The sequence below is a fragment of the Halomicrobium sp. HArcht1-1 genome, from assembly GCF_058933285.1.
Map to the genome: position 1 here is coordinate 2,306,853 of NZ_JBZYDL010000001.1, position 18,068 is coordinate 2,324,920.

The 18,068-nt window shown below is 67.5% G+C and carries 21 protein-coding genes; 8 read left to right on the forward strand and 13 right to left on the reverse strand.

Going from position 1 to position 18,068, the window contains the following annotated elements; genetic code table 11:
* The first annotated feature begins 139 nt into the window (after positions 1–139).
* The 4 genes from AC5FRZ_RS12145 (at position 140) to AC5FRZ_RS12160 (ending at position 3,407) form a co-directional block, all read left to right on the forward strand.
* Positions 140–1,033, forward strand: coding sequence for a methyl-accepting chemotaxis protein (locus AC5FRZ_RS12145; RefSeq protein WP_153554048.1), 894 nt, complete (start codon positions 140–142; stop codon positions 1,031–1,033).
* 46 nt (positions 1,034–1,079) lie between these two features.
* Positions 1,080–2,138 (forward strand): DNA-methyltransferase, encoded by a 1,059-nt coding sequence (locus tag AC5FRZ_RS12150; RefSeq protein ID WP_493564705.1) that lies wholly within the window; start codon positions 1,080–1,082, stop codon positions 2,136–2,138.
* 24 nt (positions 2,139–2,162) lie between these two features.
* Entirely contained in the window at positions 2,163–2,843 is a 681-nt protein-coding gene (locus AC5FRZ_RS12155) for a type I 3-dehydroquinate dehydratase (RefSeq protein ID WP_493564706.1), read from the forward strand.
* A gap of 162 nt (positions 2,844–3,005) precedes the next feature.
* A complete protein-coding gene (locus AC5FRZ_RS12160) occupies positions 3,006–3,407 on the forward strand; it encodes a DUF6677 family protein (protein WP_493564707.1) in 402 nt (133 codons plus the stop codon).
* Positions 3,408–3,425: 18 nt separating this feature from the next.
* Here AC5FRZ_RS12160 and AC5FRZ_RS12165 read toward each other — a convergent pair whose 3' ends face one another.
* The 5 genes from AC5FRZ_RS12165 to trpC all read right to left on the reverse strand — a co-directional run bounded on the left by AC5FRZ_RS12165 (position 3,426) and on the right by trpC (position 8,432).
* A complete protein-coding gene (locus tag AC5FRZ_RS12165; protein WP_170095032.1) occupies positions 3,426–4,592 on the reverse strand; it encodes a 3-dehydroquinate synthase II in 1,167 nt (388 codons plus the stop codon).
* 132 nt (positions 4,593–4,724) lie between these two features.
* The gene (locus AC5FRZ_RS12170) at positions 4,725–5,531 is read right to left on the reverse strand and encodes a 2-amino-3,7-dideoxy-D-threo-hept-6-ulosonate synthase (RefSeq protein WP_153554043.1); all 807 of its coding nucleotides are present in this window, start codon (positions 5,529–5,531) and stop codon (positions 4,725–4,727) included.
* Positions 5,532–5,557: 26 nt separating this feature from the next.
* Complete coding sequence (gene trpA, locus AC5FRZ_RS12175; RefSeq protein ID WP_493564708.1) at positions 5,558–6,388, reverse strand: tryptophan synthase subunit alpha; 831 nt, start codon at positions 6,386–6,388, stop codon at positions 5,558–5,560.
* Positions 6,389–7,636 (reverse strand): tryptophan synthase subunit beta, encoded by a 1,248-nt coding sequence (gene trpB / locus AC5FRZ_RS12180; RefSeq protein ID WP_493564709.1) that lies wholly within the window; start codon positions 7,634–7,636, stop codon positions 6,389–6,391.
* Positions 7,629–8,432, reverse strand: a complete 804-nt coding sequence (gene trpC / locus AC5FRZ_RS12185) for an indole-3-glycerol phosphate synthase (RefSeq protein ID WP_493564710.1) — start codon at positions 8,430–8,432, stop codon at positions 7,629–7,631. The genes trpB and trpC overlap by 8 nt, the downstream gene beginning before the upstream one ends.
* Positions 8,433–8,609: 177 nt before the next feature.
* Here trpC and AC5FRZ_RS12190 point away from each other — a divergent pair, with 177 nt between their 5' ends.
* The 3 genes from AC5FRZ_RS12190 to AC5FRZ_RS12200 all read left to right on the forward strand — a co-directional run bounded on the left by AC5FRZ_RS12190 (position 8,610) and on the right by AC5FRZ_RS12200 (position 10,061).
* Positions 8,610–9,074 carry an MGMT family protein gene (locus AC5FRZ_RS12190; protein ID WP_493564711.1) on the forward strand — a complete coding sequence of 155 codons (465 nt, stop codon included), beginning with the start codon at positions 8,610–8,612 and terminating at the stop codon, positions 9,072–9,074.
* Positions 9,075–9,243: 169 nt separating this feature from the next.
* On the forward strand, positions 9,244–9,546 hold the full coding sequence (locus AC5FRZ_RS12195; RefSeq protein WP_018257935.1) for a UPF0175 family protein: 303 nt from the start codon (positions 9,244–9,246) through the stop codon (positions 9,544–9,546).
* Positions 9,543–10,061 carry a PIN domain-containing protein gene (locus tag AC5FRZ_RS12200; RefSeq protein WP_493564712.1) on the forward strand — a complete coding sequence of 173 codons (519 nt, stop codon included), beginning with the start codon at positions 9,543–9,545 and terminating at the stop codon, positions 10,059–10,061. The genes AC5FRZ_RS12195 and AC5FRZ_RS12200 overlap by 4 nt, the downstream gene beginning before the upstream one ends.
* Here AC5FRZ_RS12200 and AC5FRZ_RS12205 read toward each other — a convergent pair.
* From AC5FRZ_RS12205 to AC5FRZ_RS12220, 4 genes are all read right to left on the reverse strand, one after another.
* On the reverse strand, positions 10,058–10,285 hold the full coding sequence (locus tag AC5FRZ_RS12205; RefSeq protein ID WP_208627365.1) for a PLDc N-terminal domain-containing protein: 228 nt from the start codon (positions 10,283–10,285) through the stop codon (positions 10,058–10,060). The genes AC5FRZ_RS12200 and AC5FRZ_RS12205 overlap by 4 nt on opposite strands.
* Positions 10,286–10,499: 214 nt before the next feature.
* Positions 10,500–11,798, reverse strand: coding sequence for an aspartate--tRNA(Asn) ligase (gene aspS / locus AC5FRZ_RS12210; RefSeq protein ID WP_493564713.1), 1,299 nt, complete (start codon positions 11,796–11,798; stop codon positions 10,500–10,502).
* 35 nt (positions 11,799–11,833) lie between these two features.
* Positions 11,834–12,925 carry a glycosyltransferase family protein gene (locus tag AC5FRZ_RS12215; protein WP_493564714.1) on the reverse strand — a complete coding sequence of 364 codons (1,092 nt, stop codon included), beginning with the start codon at positions 12,923–12,925 and terminating at the stop codon, positions 11,834–11,836.
* A gap of 38 nt (positions 12,926–12,963) precedes the next feature.
* On the reverse strand, positions 12,964–14,100 hold the full coding sequence (locus AC5FRZ_RS12220) for an MFS transporter (protein WP_493565085.1): 1,137 nt from the start codon (positions 14,098–14,100) through the stop codon (positions 12,964–12,966).
* A 117-nt stretch (positions 14,101–14,217) separates the two neighbouring features.
* Between AC5FRZ_RS12220 and AC5FRZ_RS12225 the strand changes: the two genes are divergently transcribed.
* A complete protein-coding gene (locus tag AC5FRZ_RS12225; protein ID WP_170095042.1) occupies positions 14,218–14,385 on the forward strand; it encodes an HVO_0758 family zinc finger protein in 168 nt (55 codons plus the stop codon).
* Here the strand turns inward: AC5FRZ_RS12225 and AC5FRZ_RS12230 are convergent, their stop codons facing one another.
* From AC5FRZ_RS12230 to AC5FRZ_RS12245, 4 genes are all read right to left on the reverse strand, one after another.
* Positions 14,386–15,471 (reverse strand): aldo/keto reductase, encoded by a 1,086-nt coding sequence (locus AC5FRZ_RS12230; protein WP_493564715.1) that lies wholly within the window; start codon positions 15,469–15,471, stop codon positions 14,386–14,388.
* Positions 15,472–15,503: 32 nt separating this feature from the next.
* Positions 15,504–16,676, reverse strand: coding sequence for a DHH family phosphoesterase (locus AC5FRZ_RS12235; protein WP_170095044.1), 1,173 nt, complete (start codon positions 16,674–16,676; stop codon positions 15,504–15,506).
* Between the two features lie 61 nt (positions 16,677–16,737).
* Positions 16,738–17,631 carry an SDR family oxidoreductase gene (locus AC5FRZ_RS12240; protein WP_493564716.1) on the reverse strand — a complete coding sequence of 298 codons (894 nt, stop codon included), beginning with the start codon at positions 17,629–17,631 and terminating at the stop codon, positions 16,738–16,740.
* Between the two features lie 3 nt (positions 17,632–17,634).
* Entirely contained in the window at positions 17,635–18,063 is a 429-nt protein-coding gene (locus AC5FRZ_RS12245; protein WP_170095046.1) for a DUF5791 family protein, read from the reverse strand.
* Positions 18,064–18,068: the final 5 nt, after the last annotated feature.

Sequence of the window (18,068 nt, forward strand, 5' to 3'; positions counted from 1 at the left end):
CACTCCGTCTAACTGGAGCCCGTTTTTCGCCGCTCGGAGACGGCGAGCCGACGCGGCCGCCAGTCTCGCTGCCGCTGGCGTAATCAGCCCTGATAACTGAGTGGTCACGTTTAATTCGGTCCCAGACGCTGGTACCGCTATGGACCAGGAACGAAGTACCGATGGAGGCGTCGAGGCCTCGTCTGGTGGAACTCTCGCTGGTGGCGAACTCGGGAGCGCGATCGACGAGTTGCTCCGGGCCTCCGAGGGTGTCTCGGAGAGTTCCCAGCAGATCAGCGATCTCGCAAACGAGCAGTCCGAGAACATGCGCGAGGTCGCGAGCGAGGTGTCGAACCTCTCGGCGACCGTCGAGGAGGTCGCCTCCAGTGCCAGCCAGGTCAAGCAGGTCAGCGACGACGCCCGCGATCTCGCCGCCGAGGGCCGCGAGGCCGCCGACGACGCGATCGGTGCGATGGAGGCCGTCGACGAGGCCAACACCGACGTGTCGGCCGACGTCAAGCAGTTGCGCGACCGCATCGACGAGATCGACGAGATCGTCGAAGTGATCAACGACATCGCAGACCAGACGAACATGCTGGCGTTGAACGCCTCCATCGAGGCCGCGCGAGCGGGCGAGGCCGGCGAGGGGTTCGCAGTCGTCGCCAACGAGGTCAAGAGCCTCGCCGAGGAGTCCCAACAGAACGCGGCCGAGATCGAAGAGCTGGTCTCGAACATCAAGTCTGACACCGAAGAGACCGTCCAGAGCATCGACCACGCCAACGAGCAGGTCGAGGAGGGGCTCACGCAGGTCGAGACGGCCGTCGACATCCTCCGGAAGATCGACGAGGCCGTCGAGGAGGCCGCGATGGGTGCCGAGGAGGTCGCCTCCGCGACGGACGAACAGGCCGCCTCGACCGAGGAGGTCGCGAGCATGGTCGACACGACCGCCGAGAGCGCCGAGGAGGTCGCCACGGAGATCGAGCAGATCGCCGCGGCCAACGAGCAACAGGCCGCGAAGGTCAACGAACTGCAGGACATGATCGAGCGCCGCTAGAGCGCGAACCAGAAGACACGAGGGGGTTCGTTTCGACTGCCGTTCTATGGAGACGACTCACCGGGTAGTGACGGGTGACGCCCGCGAGCTGGCGCTGCCCGACGACAGCGTCGACCTGGTCGTGACCTCGCCACCGTATCCGATGATCGAGATGTGGGACGACATCTTCGCGACGCTCGACCCCGCCGTCGAGGACGCGCTGGCGGACGAAGACGGCGAGCGCGCCTTCCAGTTGATGCACGACGTGCTCGATACCGTCTGGGCCGAGGTGGTCAGGGTACTCCGGCCGGGCGGGATCGCCTGCATCAACGTCGGCGACGCCACCCGCTCGATCGGCGACGGCTTTCGGTCGTTCTCGAACCACGCGGAGATCACGACCCGCCTGACCGACCGGGGCCTCCGGGCGCTACCGGACATCCTCTGGCGCAAGCCCTCGAACCGCGCGACGAAGTTCATGGGCTCGGGAATGTTGCCGCCCAACGCCTACCCGACGCTGGAACACGAACACGTCCTCGTCTTTCGAAACGGGCAACGGCGCACCTTCCCGCCCGGCGACGACGACCGCTACGAGAGCGCGTACTTCTGGGAGGAGCGAAACGTCTGGTTCTCGGACCTGTGGGAGCTGACGGGCGAGCGCCAGGCCGTCGAGGACGGGCTGCGCGAACGGTCCGGTGCCTTCCCGCTGGAACTGCCCTACCGACTCGTCTCGATGTTCTCGACGTACGGCGACACCGTCCTCGATCCCTTCCTCGGGACCGGCACGACGACGATGGCCGCGCTCGTCGCCGGCCGCAACTCGGTGGGCTACGACCGGGACGCCGATCTGCTCTCTGCGCTCGACGACCGCGTCGAGGACGCCCCCGAGCGCTCGCGGGCGATCGCCCAGCGGCGACTCGCCGATCACTGCGAGTGGGTCCAGCAGCGACGAGCCGACGGGAACGAACCCGGCTACGAGGCCGAACACTACGACACCGCCGTCAACACCAAACAGGAGCGACGCATCCGCTTTTACGGCGTCGACGGCGTCGAACGGACCGACGAGGGGTATCGCGCGACCCACTCGCCGATCGAAGCGTGCCCCGACGGCGAGAGCGAACAGGCTTAGTGGGAGTCAAAAGAACAGCGGCGCATGGACTTCGACTCGTTTACGCTACTGGCAGCGGGGGCCGACCTCGCCGACGAACCGGCCGCTCGCGAGGACGCCGACGGGATGGAGCTACGGATGGACTTCGCCGACGAGCCACTGGCGATGCTCGACGACTACGAAGGAGACCTGCCGCTGCTCGTCACCAACCGCGTCGAGTGGGAGGGCGGCGAAGCCGCGGACGACGCCGCCCGACTCGACGCCCTCGAAACGGCCGTCGAACACGACGGCGTCACGGCCGTCGACGTGGAGCTTGCTGCCCTCGAAGGCGAGGGGGAACACGACGCCGCCCGCGTCGTCTCGCACGCTCGCGATCACGGCGCGAGCGTCGTCGTCTCGACTCACGACTTCGAGGCGACGCCGGCCGAAGACGACATCGTGGCTCGGCTGGAACGGGCCTGCGAGTACGGCGACGTGGGCAAGATCGCGACGACGGCACGGGACCGTGGCGACGTGCTCGCGCTCCTGGAAGCGACCCACCGGCTGACCGAGGCCGGCGAGACCGTGGCGACGATGGCGATGGGCGAGGCCGGCCGCCACTCTCGGCCCGTCGCGCCGCTGTATGGCTCCCGGATCGGCTACGCGCCCGTCGATCCGGCCGACGCCACGGCACCCGGACAGTACGATCTGGCGACGCTCAGACGGCTGGTCGACCAGCTGTCCTGATACGACCGGCTGTACATCTGTGACCGATTTCGCCACCCCGGGGTGGCGAAGATCCTCACGAAGTGACAGCCGGCAGTATGACTCCGGAGAGCGACCGGCAACCACTGGAAGAGAACTCGGTGCGCAAGATTAACAACGATTGGCCCGGGAGTGGGGGGTACCATGGTCGATGCAGACCAGAAACGGCCCCTGCTCGCCGCCGCCCTGGCGTTTCTCTCGCCCGGTCTCGGTCACCTCTACCTCCGTGAGTGGATCCGTGCGCTGCTGTGGTTCAGCCTCGCGATGCTCGGCGTCAGTATCCTCGCGCCGGAGGCCACGCTCCCGGCGGCCACGACGCCGGAGGCGATCTGGACGGCGTCGGTCGAGATGATCCGCGCCCTCTCCTGGCAGGCCCGCGGCGCGTTGCTGGCCGTCTCGCTTTTGAGCGTGCTCGACGCCTACCGGATCGCGACCGAGATCAACGCCGCGGCCGCCATCGAAGAGGGCCAGCAGTGCCCCTACTGCGGGCGGGAACTCGACGAGGACCTCGACTTCTGTCACTGGTGTACGGCAGAGCTCCAGTGACGAGGAGACCGCAGAGCGCTACTTCTCGATGATCGACTCTTCGACGGCCTCGCCGAAGTGACGGGCCTTGTCGTCGGTGTACAGCAGGAGTTCGTCGCCGGGTTCGATGTCGGTGATCGCCGTCCGGCCCTCGCTGGTGTGCATCTTGATCGTCTCTGCGTTCTGGATCAGCGTCTCGATGCGGTCGCCGTCCTCCGTCTCTGCCTGGACGCGGAACATCGGCCGTTTCTCGATCTTGGCGCGGCCGACGATGGCCTCGCGGGTGTTGCCGTCGGTGTCGACGACCTGGACCTCGTCGCCGCTCTGGAGTTCCGAGAGGTACTTGGTCCCGCCGTCGGGCGTGCGGACGTAGGCGTGGACCGCACCGGCGTTGACCCGGAAGGGACGCGAGGCCACGTAGGGCGACTCGGCAGTCTCGGCGTGGACGAAGAAGAGCCCGCGTGCCATCGAGCCGATCAGCATTCCCTCGTCGTGTTCCATCAGCGAGCCCGTATCGATGCAGACGCGGTCCGCGGACCCGGTCTGTTCGATGTCGGTGACCTCGGCCCAGGACAGCGAGAGCTGTTCGCGGCCGGCCTCGTCGCGGACCTCGACGGTGCGGCGGATCTCGTCCGGGTCGTCGGTGTCCAGCAGGACGCCGTCGGCACCGAGTTCGAGCGTCTCGTAGGCGGTCTTGGCGTCTTCTGCGGTCTGGACGCCGGTGATCAGCTCCGTCTCATCGCCCACGCGGGCGATGAGATTCTCCAGAGGGATGATCTGCCAGTCGTCGCCGATGACGATGGTGAAGGCGGCCTCCTCGGCGACGGCCTCGGCGAAGCCCTCGTACTCCTTGGACCGGATGCGGACGTAGCCACCCTGTGGGGCCTCGCCGTCCTGGCGGAGCGCAGAGAGGTCCGCAGAGCCAGAGAAGTCAGAGGGCAGGTCGACGGTGCCGTCGCCCTCGCCGTCCTTGCCGACGACCCGAGCGTCGGGTTCGGCTTCCTCGCCCTCGGCGTCCATGACCGTCACGTCGCCACCGGCGAAGGCGGCGACGTTGACCTCGCCGAGGTCCCGGACGCGGGCCACGTCGTGTTCGTCGACCAGCACCCAGTCGACCCCGGCTTCGAGGCCGGCGGTGATTCGGCGCTTTCGGGTCTCCCAGTCGCCGACCTCGCTGTCGGCCTTGAGCCACACGCTTCGTGTCATTGTCCCACCTCTCGAATCGGTCCCGCTTGAACGTGGCGAATGCGGGCAATCGGCCCGGCTAGAGGGATCGCCGTCGGCACGTCACTGTCTCGTCGGTCAGAAGTCGCAAGCGGTGGCCGTGTTCGTCGTTCGCTACGCCTCGACGGCGAGGCCGGCCGCACGGAGCGCGTCGGCGGCCTCGCTGTCCTCGTGGACGACGCTGGCGACGGCGCGAGCGATCTTCTCGGGTTCCTCGTGCTGGAAGATCGAGCGTCCCATCGAGACGCCCGCCGCACCGGCGTCCATCGCCCCGCGGACGATGTCGAGGGTCTCCTCGTCGGTGCCCTTCGAGCCGCCCGCGATCAGGACCGGCAGTGCGGTCGACTCGACGACGCGCTCGAACGTCGCTGGCGTGCCGCTGTAGGCGGTCTTGACGAGGTCGGCGTCGAGTTCCTCTGCCAGTCGGACCGCGTGGCCGAGGTCCTCGGCGAACAGCTCGGGGTCCTCGTCGCGAACGTCGTGGCCGCGGGCGTAGGCCATCGCCAGCACCGGCAGCCCGTACTCGCGGGCCGCGCTGGTGACCTCGGATAGCTGTGAGATCTGGTCCGGTTCGTGCTCGCTGCCGACGTTGATGTGAAAGGAGACGGCGTCGGCCCCGGCCCGGATGGCGTCCTCGACGGTGCCGGTCGGCCGTTTGTCGCTCTCGTCTGGCCCGATCGAAGTCGAGCCGTTGAGGTGGACGATGTAGCCCGCGTCGTTCGTGTTCTCGTGGACGCGATCGGCGACCCCGCGCTGGGTGAGGACGGCGTCCGCGCCGCCGGTCGTGACCGCGTCGATCGTCGATTCGATGTCGACGAGACCGTCGACGGCCCCGAGTGTGATGCCGTGGTCCATGGGGACGATGACGTGTCGCCCCCCTGTCCCGATCCGCGCCAGTCGTGCTGCTTTCCCTGCGGTCATGTTGTGCGAATGTGTGGCAAGTACGATTATGTTCCTTCCGGTTGCGGCCGATTCTGTGCGCCCCGAAGCGCGCCCTGCTTCAGTTCGCGGGCCTTCTGTTCGAGGCGTGCTGCGACCTCGTCGGCGGGGTCGCCGTTCTCGTGGCCCTGGGCCACGATGTCGACCAGCGCGGAGCCGACGATGATGCCGTCGGCACCGGCCGAGACGATCCGCTCCGCGTGATCGCCGTTCTTGATGCCGAAGCCGACGGCCTTGGGCACGTCCCACTCGCTGATGCGGGCGAGGCTCTCCTCGGTCGCGTCGTCCACGTCGTCGCGCGCGCCGGTGACGCCCAGTCGCGCCTGCACGTAGACGTACCCCGAGGTCTGATCCATCATCGACCGGAGCCGGTCGCCCTTCGTGGTCGGTGCGACGATGAAGATCAGGTCCAGTCCGTACTCGTCACAGGCCGCCCGGAGCGGTCCGGCCTCCTCGGCTGGCAGGTCCGGCACGACGAACCCCTCGATGCCGACCTCGGCGGCCTTCTTCACGAAGGGCTCGGGGCCTTGCCCGGAGCCGTACTGGTAGATGAGGTTGTAGTAGGTCATACAGACCAGCGGCACGTCCACGTCCAGCTCCTCGACGAACTCGAAGAACCGATCTGGACTCATCCCGGCGTCCAGCGAGCGGACGACGGCCTCCTGGATCGTCGACCCCTCGGCGATCGGTTCGGAGAACGGCAGCCCGAGTTCGATCACGTCCGCGCCCCCGCGAGCGAGCGCCTCGACGTACTTGATCGAGGCGTCGTAGTCGGGGTCGCCAGCGGCGAGGTACGGGACGAAGGCAGGTTCGTCGGCGAAAGCTCGCTCCAGTCCCATCTAGATCCCGCCTCCGATCTCGTTGAAGATCGACATGTCCGGCGCGATGTCCAGATCTCGCTTCTGGGTCTCCTCGATGACGGTTTCGAGGTCCTTGTCCCCCCGGCCGGAGACGTTGACGATCACGGTGTCGCCGAGGTCGTCGTGGTGCTCTTCGAGGTAACCGAAGGCGTGGGCAGTCTCTAGCGCCGGGATGATCCCCTCGTCCTGAGAGAGTCGGTGGAACGCCGTCAGTGCGGTGTCGTCGTCGACGTTGACCGGCGTCACGCGCCCCTCGTCGACGAGGTGGGCCAGTTCCGGACCGACGCCCGCGTAGTCCAGCCCCGCCGAGACGGAGTGTGACTCCATGATCTGGCCGTCAGAGTCCTGTAGGAGCTTCGTGCGCGCCCCGTGGAGCACCCCCTCGTCGCCGGTCGACAGCGACGCCGAGTTGGGTGCGACACCCTCCTCCTCGTCGACCGACAGCGAGGAGCCCCCGGCCTCGACGGCGTAGAGATCCACACCCTCGTCCGGAACGAAGTGGTGGAACGCGCCCATCGTGTTCGAGCCGCCGCCGGCACACGCCAGCACGGCGTCGGGTAGCTCGCCGGTCTGTGCCTGGATCTGCTCGCGGGCCTCCTCGCTGATGACCGACTGGAAGTCCCGAACCATCGCCGGGAACGGAGCCGGCCCGACCACCGAGCCGATGACGTAGTGGGTCGTCTCGACGGTCGTCGCCCAGTCTCGCATCGTCTCGCTGATCGCCTCTTTGAGCGTCCCGCGGCCGGTCGTCACGGCGTTGACCTCGGCGTCGTTGATCCGCATTCGGAAGACGTTGGGCCGCTGGCGGGCGATGTCGGTCTCGCCCATGTAGATCTCGCAGGGCATGTCGAGGTGGGCCGCGGCCATCGCCGTCGCCGTGCCGTGCTGGCCAGCGCCGGTCTCGGCGACGATCCGCTCTTTGCCCATGTACTTCGCCAGGAGGACCTGCCCGAGCGCGTTGTTGAGCTTGTGGGCCCCGCCGTGGAGCAGGTCCTCGCGCTTGAGGTACACCTCGGTGTCGTAGCGCTCCGAGAGCTGGTCGGCCCGCTGTAAGGGCAGGGGCCGGCCGCCGAAGTCCGCCAGCCGCTGGCGGAACTCGTCCATGAAGCCGTCCTCGTTGTCGATCACGTACCGCTCGTAGGCGTCGGTCAGCTCCTCGATGGCCGGCATCAACGCCTCGGGTACGAACTGTCCGCCGTAGTCGCCGAATTTGGATTCGCTACTCATGTGTTGTCGTCGCTGTCGTCAGTCGTCGTGTGTTCGCTGTCACGTCCGTCTCCTCGGCCGGTGTGCCGTGGTCCATGATCGCAGAGCCGACGAGCAGGGCGTCGGCCCCGGCCCGGCGCATCCGGGCCACGTCGGCCGGGCTCTGGATGCCGCTCTCGGCGACGAGAGTCACGCCCTCGTGTGCGTCCGGTGCGACCCGCTCGAAGGTGCCCAGATCCACCGCCAGCTTCGCCAGATCGCGGTTGTTGACGCCGACGATCTCCGCGCCGGCCTCGATGGCCCGCGCCAGCTCGTCGGCCGTGTGGGTCTCGACGAGGACCTGGAATCCCCGCTCGCGGGCGGCCGAGAGCAGGTCCGCCAGATCGCCCGTGCCGGGCTCGTCGAGAAAGCGCACGATCAACAGGATCACGTCCGCTTCGACCACGTCTAACTGGTCCTCGTGGAGGACGAAATCCTTGCGAAGAACCGGCACGTCGACGGCCTCGCGGATCCGGGCCAGCGTCGCTGCGGACCCACCGAAGTGGTCGGGCTCGGTCAGCACGGAGAGGGCCGCCGCCCCGCCTTCGACCATCTGCTCGGCCAGCGCGACCGGATCCTCCGTGCGTTCCCCCGCCGCAGTCGGACTCGTCGGCTTTACCTCGGCGATCACCGGGACGCGACCGTCCGCCTCGGCGGCCGCGAACGCGTCGGTCAACGACCGGGGCTCGACGTCGACGCGGCCGTCGGCACCGCCACGCTCGCGGGCCGCCGCCAGGATCGACTCGACCGCCGGTGCGATCTCCTCACTATCGCCCATTACTGTACACTAACGGACAGAGTTGCACATAAGACTTGCCCTTGGCGACGACGCCCTCGGTTCGCTCGGTGGCCCTCGACGGGGTCGGCTCGCTGGCAGGGACCCGTCGGCGTCTCGGACAGCGGTTCGTCGTTCCGGAGCCGAATCTTCAAGACGCGACCGGGCGAGTGACCGGACATGGCCAGCCCAGACGCGGGAATCTACGCGCGCGAGTTCGAGTTTCTCGACCGGTACGTCCAGTTCGGGGCAGCAGGCGAGAAGATCATCCAGCTGTCGTTCCCCGAGCAGCCGGCAGCGGAGAGTCGAGCCGACCACGACCTCCTCGACCGAATCGAGGCGTATCTAAGCAACGAGACGGACGATTTTCGTGACGTCGACGTCGGCCTGACCGTCTCTACCGAGCGCCGGAGCGTGCTCGAAGCGGTCCGGGAGATCCCTTACGGCGAGGAGGCCGGCGTCGACCAACTCGTTCGGATGGCCCCAGTGCTCGATCCGAACGACGACGAGAGTCGCCGGATCGTCAGAGAGTCCCTCGCGGACAACCCGGTCCCGCTGGTGATCCCCGACCACCGCGTCCGGGACGGCCCCAGCGGCGCGCCGCCGGCAGTCGAGCAGAAACTCCGGAGCATCGAGGGACTCTGAGACGGATTATTGTAGATCTTTACCGGATTGACCGCACACCGTGGTGCGGTCGACCGGGAAAACGGCTACAATAATCCGTATGAGACGCGTTCGGGACGACACTCGCCTTCGACCGGGCGCGGACCCGAGGGCCACACGTTTATGTAATACGGCGTAGTTGGACGCAAACATGCCGACGATCAGTGCGCGTCTCTCCGACGAGGAGCAGGCAGAGCTGGACGCCGTCGCAGAACTGCTCGCAGAGGACCGCTCGACGACGATCAGGAAGGCCCTCGACGAGGGGCTGGAGACCCTCCGGATTCGGGTCGCGGTCGAGCGCTACCAGTCCGGCGACGTGTCGGCCGCCGAGGCCGCACAGCTGGCCGATCTCTCGATCGCCGAGTGGCTCGACGTGGCCCGGGAGCGGAACCTCACGACACAGCTCGCGCTGTCGGATCTGGAGCTCGACGCCGACACCGCGACGGAGCTATGAGTCGGATCTACGTCGGTCCGACGGCGGTGTACAGCCTCGGACAGGTCGGCGAACTCTCTTTGCTGACCTCTTTCGACGGCGACGTCGTCGTGCCCCAGCCCGTCCGGGAGGGCTCGACCGTCGAGCCGACGGCGACGAACCTCGACGAGTTGCTCGACGGCGACGACGTACGAGCGATCACCGAAGCCGACGCCGACATCGAGCACGCGCAGCGACTCCTCGGCGAGAAGGATGTGGGGACGGCGGCGTCGGTGATCGCGGGAGTCCTGGCGCGTCGGGACCCCGACGATCGATCGGCCGTCGCCGTCGTCTCGGAGGATCGGACCGTCCGCCAGATGTGTCGCGGACTCGGTGCCCAGGTCACCAGCAGCTTCGGCGTCGTCGTTCGGGCGACGCTGGAAGACAAGTACCTGAGCCCGCGACAGGCAAAGCGGATCGTCCGCCGGATCGACCAGCACGGGACGCACCTGACCGGCGAACTCCGCGAGCGCGCCGTCGGCGAAATCGGCGACTAGGGTGACACCGCCTGGGACGCCGACGAGTCCTCGCGAACGAGGATGTAGATCAGCAGTCCGATGACGCCGCCGACGAACGTGACGACGGCCCACAGCGTCGCGGTGTCCATGCCGCGGTCGGTGGCGTCGGTGTACACCCAGTACGACACCCACACCCACAGCGCGGTGATTGCGAGGCCGAACAACAGAAACACCAGGAAGAATCCAGCCTGGAGGGGGACCATTTGGAACACGCGTGGCTGGTGTCGTGGCTCCAATAAAAATCGTGTGGTCGTCGGCGAGAGCCGCTCGCCTCGTTGGTTCCCAACGTCTTCGCCCTACGGGCTCAGACGTTGGCGATCTCGCGGGAACACCTGAAGACGGTCCTGCTCGCCTCGCGTTGCTCGGCTGCGCGGGCCTGCGACTTCCGAGCACCCGCTCAACTGCCAGCGACCAGTCCTAGGGACTGAGTCGCTGCCGATCTCGCGGGAAGAGAACGGCTTCGCGGATGTTGCCGAGTCCGAGCATCGTCATGATGAGGCGTTCGCCGCCCAGTCCCCAGCCGGCGTGTGGGGGCATGCCGTACTTGAACATCTTCGTGTAGTAGTCGAAGGCTTCGGGGTCGAGGCCCTGCTGTTCGAACCCTTCGACGAGGTGGTCGTAGCGGTGCTCACGCTGGCCGCCCGAGACCAGTTCCATCGACGGGTGCATCATGTCGAAGCCGGTCGAGACCTCGTCGTCCTTGTCCATGATGTAGAACGGCTTGATCTCGCTTGGCCAGTCGGTGATGAAGTAGTGCTCGCCCACGTCCTGGCCGAGTGCGTGTTCGCCCTCGGTCGGCAGGTCGTCGCCCCAGACGAGCGGCTCGTCGAGCTCGCCCGTGGCGTTGATGCGCTCGATGGCCTCCTCGTAGGTCAGGCGCGGGAACTCGCCCTCGGGTGCCTCGAACTCGTCGGCCAGGTCCAGCGCTTCGAGCGCGTCCTGACAGTTCGCCTCGACGGCCTCGTAAGCGGCCTTGACGACGGCCTCACAGGCGTCCATCGCTTCGGTGTGATCGGCGAAGGCCGACTCGAAGTCGATCGAGGTCGCCTCGTTGAGGTGGCGCGGCGTGTTGTGTTCCTCGGCGCGGAAGATCGGGCCGATCTCGAAGACTCGCTCCAGTCCAGAGCCGACCATCAGTTGCTTGAACAGCTGGGGGCTCTGGTTCATGAACGCTTCCTGGCCGAAGTAGGTGATCGGGAACAGTTCCGTCCCGCCCTCGGTGCCGGTGGCGACGATCTTGGGCGTGTTGATCTCCGTGCAGCCGAGTTCGCGGAACTGTTCGCGCACCGCGCGCAGCACTTCCGCGCGGATCTCGAAGATCGCCTTGACCTCGTCCTTGCGGAGGTCCAGCGTGCGGTTGTCCAGTCGGGTCGACAGCTCGGCGTCGACCTTGCCGGAGGGGTCGAGAGGCAGTTCGGGGTCGGCCTCGCTGATCACGTCGACCGACGCGGGCGTGACCTCGACGCCGGTCGGTGCGCGGGGCTCTTCTTCCACGTCGCCCGTCACGGAGATGACGGACTCGCGGTGGACGTTCAGACCCGTCTCGACGAGGTCGTCGTCCATCTCGTCTTTCTCGAACTTGACCTGAATCTTTCCGGTCGTGTCTCGGAGGATGAGGAATGCGATGCCACCGAGGTCGCGCACCTCGTGGACCCAGCCGGCGACGGTGACCGTGTCACCGGGCTCGGCGTCTGCCGTGTACGTTCGATCGTCCATGGGCGTTCGTTTGACGGGCGGGACTTAAACTCCGTTTATTCTCTCTCGTCGATTGCGTCCCGTGACAGTCCGCGGATCGTCTCGGGAGCCACGTCACAGCGATCCCAGGCCGGCAGTCGACGGTCCTCACCGGGGTCGGCCACCCCACGGACGTACTCCCGGACCTGCTCGCGCTCGCTGGCGGCGTCGTAGGTCAGCCCGTTGAACCGCGCGTCGGCGGCGTACTGGTCGACGAGCGCGTCGGCAGCGGTCGTGTACGCGTCCCGGAGGCGGTCGTAGTCGACGGCGACGCCCTGGTCGTCGAGCACCCGGAAGAGCGCACTCCCGACCGCCTCGCACATGTCGCCCAGTCCCGACGGGCCGCCGACCGAACGGTGGTCGTGCTCGTGGGTCCCCAGGTCGACCTGTGCGCTGCCGGAAAAGCCCGCCGCGTCGTAGGCGTCCCCGAGCGTGCCGATCTCCAGTCCCCAGCCGGGCTGGGCGCGGAGCGATCTGGCGACCGCACTCGTCGCGGCGAACTCGCCGGCCAGCGCGTAGCGGAACGACAGGAGGTAGTCGATCACCGGATGATCGACCGTCTCGTCGAGGGCGCGCAAGAGCGGGCGGACGAACAGGCGAAACAGCCGCCCGTAGAGCCGTCCGTCCTCGACGCGGGCGTAGTAGCCCTTGGCGAAGCTGTGGTCGCCGGCCAGCGGTGCGAGCAGCTTCGGGACGTGCTCGGCCCCGTAGCTCGTTGCGTCGGCGTCGTGGACCACCACGTAGTCGTGGCGCGCGGCAACGCCCAGCGCGAGCCACACGTCTCGGCCTTTGCCGGCCTCGGCGACGAGGTCACGCTCGCGCAGGTGCTCCTCGACGCGGGGCGCGTTGCACCACAGCACCTCGGCGTCGAAGTCGAAGCCGTCGATCCACTCGGTCACCGCGACCACCTCGCCCGGGCTGGCCCGCAACGGGACGTACACCCGCTCGGGATCGACCGACGCCAGCGTCGAGAGGACGTGCTCGGCCGCGAGGCTGGCGTGCTCGCGCTCGGTCATGGGGACGACGACCGCGGCCCGATCGGTCGGCGCGTCGGGGTTCGTGTCGTCGTAATCGTGTAGCGTAGCGATCCGTTCCTGGACGTACTCCATCACTCTCCACTTCGGTTCTGGCCCCAAAAACAGCGTGCCTACGCCCGTGCGCCGGTCGGAAGCTGGCCGTCGACGTACAGTCCCGTGAGCCCGAGCAACACCGCCGCGAGCACCGCCACCAGCCAGGTGAAGATCGTCTCGAAGGAGTAGCCGGCCGACGAGAGGCTGCCGACGATCGTGCTGCCCGAGGCCTGGATAATCATCATCGTCCCGCTGTAGACGGCGTAGGCGCTCCCGCGGTGGTGGTCGGGGAGCGAGCCCAGCAGGTACGTGTCGACCGCGGGAAAGAGGCTGTGGATCACGTAGCCGAGAACGGCGCTGAGGACGGCCAGCCCGAGGTAGCTGGACAACAGCGTCGTCGCGTAGACCGAGAGCAGGAACCCGCCGATGATCGAGAGGATGTAGGGCAACACCGGCAGTCGGTCGGCCAGCCGCCCGGAGACGAAGAAGGCCGGCACGCCAGCGCCGAACGCGATCGTCAGCAGCTGATTCGCCTGGGAACCGGTCAGCCCCTTCGCGAGGAAGTACTTCACGTAGAAGTTGAACAGGCCGTTCCAGACCAGTCCGGTGACGCCGATGACGGCGACACCGGCGAGGATGATCCGCCACTGGTGCCGTGCGGCCCCGAGGAAGGCGGTGTCCTCGTCGCCGGCGTCGGGCATCTCCGTCCGACGAGCAGTGAGCGCGAAGGCGATCCCGGAGACGACCGCCGCGACCGCGATCGCGCGAAAGACGGTGCGCCAGTCGCCGAACCCGATGGCGACACCGACGATCGCCGGCGCACTGACGGCTGCGAACTGACTGGCGGTGCCGTGGATACCCAGAGTGGAGCCGACCCGGTCGGGAAACAGTTCGCTCGCCAGGGGATTGCCCGCGATGAAGTACGAGCCGCTGGCGAGTCCCATCAGGAAGGCCCCCACCATCACGGCCGGGACGCTGTTGGCGAGCGACGTGGCGACGGCCGCGACCGCCAAAATCCCCGAGGACGCGAGGATGACGGCGCTGCGAGAGATTCGCGTCAGCAGGTAGCCGGTCGGGATGCGGGGCAGCGCGCTCCCGAGCCACGCGAGCGTCGCGATGGTCCCCAGCGCGGCGTCGTTGGCGTCGAGTGCGCCACCGAGTGGCTCCAGCAGGGGCGCGAACACGACCCGAGCGAGGTTGACCAGGAAGACCAGCCCCAGCAACGACCCGAAGACCGTTCGGCGAGACACGCTAACTGGTCGGTCAGTCAACGGCACAAACCTTCCGGTCCGTCGCGAGCCTTTTTACCCTCGGCCGTTCCACCACCAGCCATGGACTCAGTACGGTCCGGACTGCGGGCGGGGGATCTGGAGAAGGACAACTACGGGCGGCTCTCCTGTACCAGCTGTGACCAGGAGCTGGGAACGGAGAACGATCCCGACGAGATCGGAAAGATCCGCGTCTGTCCGAACTGTGAGAGCAAGTGGCAGGAGATGTAGCTACTCGAAGACGGCGTCGAACGCGCTCGCACCGAGTGGTTCGTACCGACCGGCGGCGACGTTCTCGACGACGTGCTCGGGCGATCCCATCCCCACCAGCGCGGACGTGACGCCCGGCGGCGACCGGGCGAAGTTGATCGAGCGCTGGACGCTGGTGTCGCCGTCGAGTCTGGCCGCGATATCGTCGGGCAGCCCCGTCGACAGCTCCCCTTGCATGATCGACGCGCTGGTAAACACCGACAGCTCGGCCTCGTGTGCGAACCACAGCGCCGACTGGGTGTCCTCCGCACCCTCGTGGGCCTCGACGGTGAAGGCGTCGGCCATCTGCACGTTGAAGGGAAGCTGGACCCCGCGAAAGCCCGTCGTCTCGTTGTCGACCGTGTCGGCCGCCGACTGTGCACGACGCACGATCTCGGGCAGCGAGAGGTAGCTGTCGTGGTCCGCGGGCACCCGGAACGCGTCCCACGTCGCCACGCCGTAGTGTCTGATGTCCCCCGCCGCGCGGCGTCGCTCCAGGCGCTCGAAGGTCGCTTCGAGCTGGTCGTACACCGCCGCTCGCGAGTTCGCTTCGAGCTGTGTCTCCGGGTTGTGGACGTAGTAGAGGTCGATCGTGTCCACCCCGAGGTTCTCCAGCGAGCGGTCGAGCTGGTCCTCGATGAACGCCGGTGCGATGCAGTGGTGCCCGCGGACGAGGTCGTCGCTGTCGACGATGCCGGTGTCGAGATACTCCGACCTGACGTACGCGCCGGGATCGGCCGGCCGGTCCCCGTCGAAGGGGACGAACCCGCCTTTCGTCGCCACGAGGACCGCTTCTCTGTCGACCGGCCCCGTCCGGACCACGTCGCCGACGACGCGCTCTGAACGCTGGTGTCGGTAGTTGATCGCCGTGTCGACGACGTTGATTCCCGAGCGGAGCGCGTCGGCGATCGCTTCCCGGTAGCGCTCGTCTTGCTCGTCGGTCGGGTCGCCCAGGTAGGTGCCGACGCCGATACTGGAAACGACACAGTCGCCGAACCGCCTGAAGTAGGTGCGGGCGAAGTCGTCGTGGTCGTCACGGTAGGCCCAGGTCGCCGACTGAGTTGCCATAGTCGTCGTTGGCTCTCGACCGCCAAAAGCAGTCAGATGTCGCCGGCCATCGCGTCGAACAGGTGCCCCTTGAAGTCGGTCATCGCGACGCCGCTGCCCGGTCCGATCCCGTTCATGTGATCGATCGAGAGCTGGCCCCCACCCATCCGGGCGTGGCCGCCCGCCGACCCCATCGGAATGTCGTCGACGACCGTCTGGAGGACGTTGCCCATGTGGACGCGGTCGTCGCGCGAGCGCCCGGAGAGGTGCAGCGTGTCCTCTTTCCGCCCCATCACGACGACCGCCGTCACACCCTCCAGTCGGAGCAGTTCGTCGGCGGCCTGTGGAATCGCGTCCACGTTCGAGATCGCACCCACGTCGCTGATCGCGAAGGCGTTCTCGATCTGGCGGTCGGTGATCGCACGGGCTTTCACGTCTAACACCTCGGCGTCGACCTGTGGGTTCGCGATTCTGTCGAGCAGGTCTTCGTCGATTCCGTCGTAGAGGTATTCGGCCGCCGAGAACTCCGCGGACGAACACCCCTTCGTGAGCTGCTTGGTGTCCGACTGGATGCCGTAGAGCAGCCCCGTCGCGACCTGTTGGTCGATCTGCTCGTCGTCGTCGGCCGCCGCGTCGTCGTCGGCCAGTTCCCAGTCGAGTTCCTCGAAGTACTCCGCGAAGATCGTCGCACAGGCACCGTATCCGGTGCGCACGTCGGAAAACTCCGACCCCTCGCCGCCGCCGGGGTGGTGGTCGATGACGGCGATCGGATCGATGGTCTCCGCGCCGGGAAAGCCGCGCGCCTCGTTGTGGTCGACCAGGACGACCTCGTTTTCCTGTAGCTGGCCGGCCTTCTCGATGCGATCGAAGTCCAGGTCGAGAACGGTCTGAAATGCACGGTTTTCCTGGTGGCGAATCTGTCCGGGGTAGTACAGCGTCGGCGACGAACCGGCCTGCGCCGCCAGCCTGCTGACGGCCAGCGCACTCGACATCGCGTCCGGATCGGGATTCGGATGCATCAACACGGCGATCTCGTCGGTCGACGCCAGCAGCCGCTGGAGGCGTTCGGCCGGCGATCGGCGGAGTCTGTCGATCGCGAGCCGGACCCCGACGAGAAAGACGAGGAGTCCGACCACCACGAGCGCGGCCACCAGCGGCGATTCACGCGCGAACACGGTGACGCTATCGACGACTCGCTGGAGGCCACCTACTTGCCAGATCGGCATACGGACGCAGTTTTCAGCGTCACCGGATAAGAAGGTTCCCCTGGTCTGATACGTGTGGCCGTCAGTTCCCGGCACGGTAGCGCTCGATCGCGTCGCGGTACCCCGACCGGAAGGTCGGATGGGCGAACTCGTAGCCCAGCGAGTGCAGTCGGTCGTTCGAGCAGCGCTTGCTCGTCTGGATCCGACGACGCGCGGTCTCCGAGAGATCGTCGTCCGCGAGACGCTCGCCCGTGGTCTGTTTGGGTGGCTCTGCGACGCCACACTCGTCGGCCAGCCAGTCGGCGAAGGTCCACTTCGAGACCGGTTCGTCGTCGACGACCAGCACAGTCTCGTCGCGCGCCACTCCCTCGCGGAGGAAGAAAGCGACCGCGCCCGCCGCGTCCGCGCAGTGAACCATGTTCAGGTACCCCTCGGTGACGGGACCGTCGAGGTACCGCTCCAGCCGGTACCGGTCGGGACCGTACAGTCCGGCAAAGCGGGCGACGGTCCCGTCGATGCCGCGCTCCAGCGCCCGCTCCCTGGCGATGCGCTCGGCCTCGGCGAGGACCCGCGTCTTGTCGGTCTGGGGGTCGAGCGGCGTCGTCTCGTCGACCCAGTCGCCGTCGTGGTCGCCGTACACGCCCGTACTCGACGTGTACACGAGCCGCGCTGGCGACTCGTCGCGCGCTCCGAAGTGGTCGATCACCGTCTGAAGGCCCTCGACGTACACCCGGCGCGCCGCGTCGGCTCCCCGCCCGCCGGAACTGGCAGCGAAGACGATCGCGTCTACGTCGGGGACGGCAGCGAGCTCGTCGGCCTCGGTCACGTCGGCCCGGACCGCCGTGCCACCGGCGTCCTCGATCGCCGCCGTGGCGTCTGGAGAGCGGCGTACACCGATCACGCCGTGGCCCGCGTCGGTCAACTGGCGACAGAGCGCCAGCCCGACGTACCCGCAGCCGAGGATGGCGACCCGCATCGGTTACCCCTCGCGCTGGGCGATGAACTGGTGGAGCAGGGCGTACTCCGCGACAGTCATCGGAAACCGACCCTCGACCTTCTGCTGGATCTCCTTCGGTTCGAGCTGGCCGTCGACACCCGACGCGAGCGTTTCCACGTCCAGGACCGCCGTCGTCATCCCCATCAGGAGGATGTCTCGCGCGTCCGCCGCGATCGTGTCGGCGTGGGGACGGTCCTCGTCAAGCGCCAGGATCGCCGCGGCTTCGGTGAGTTCGATCTCCGGGGAGGCACCGTCGAGGAGTGCCGTGATCCGGTCTCGGTCCAGCGGCGTCTCGTCGACGGCCCGGTCGACGCCGACCGATTCGACGGTCTCGGCCAGCCGCGTCTCGTAGGCCCGCCGGAGAGTCTCTGGTGACTGCTCGCCCGCGTCCTCGAATTCGCCTCTGAGCATACTCA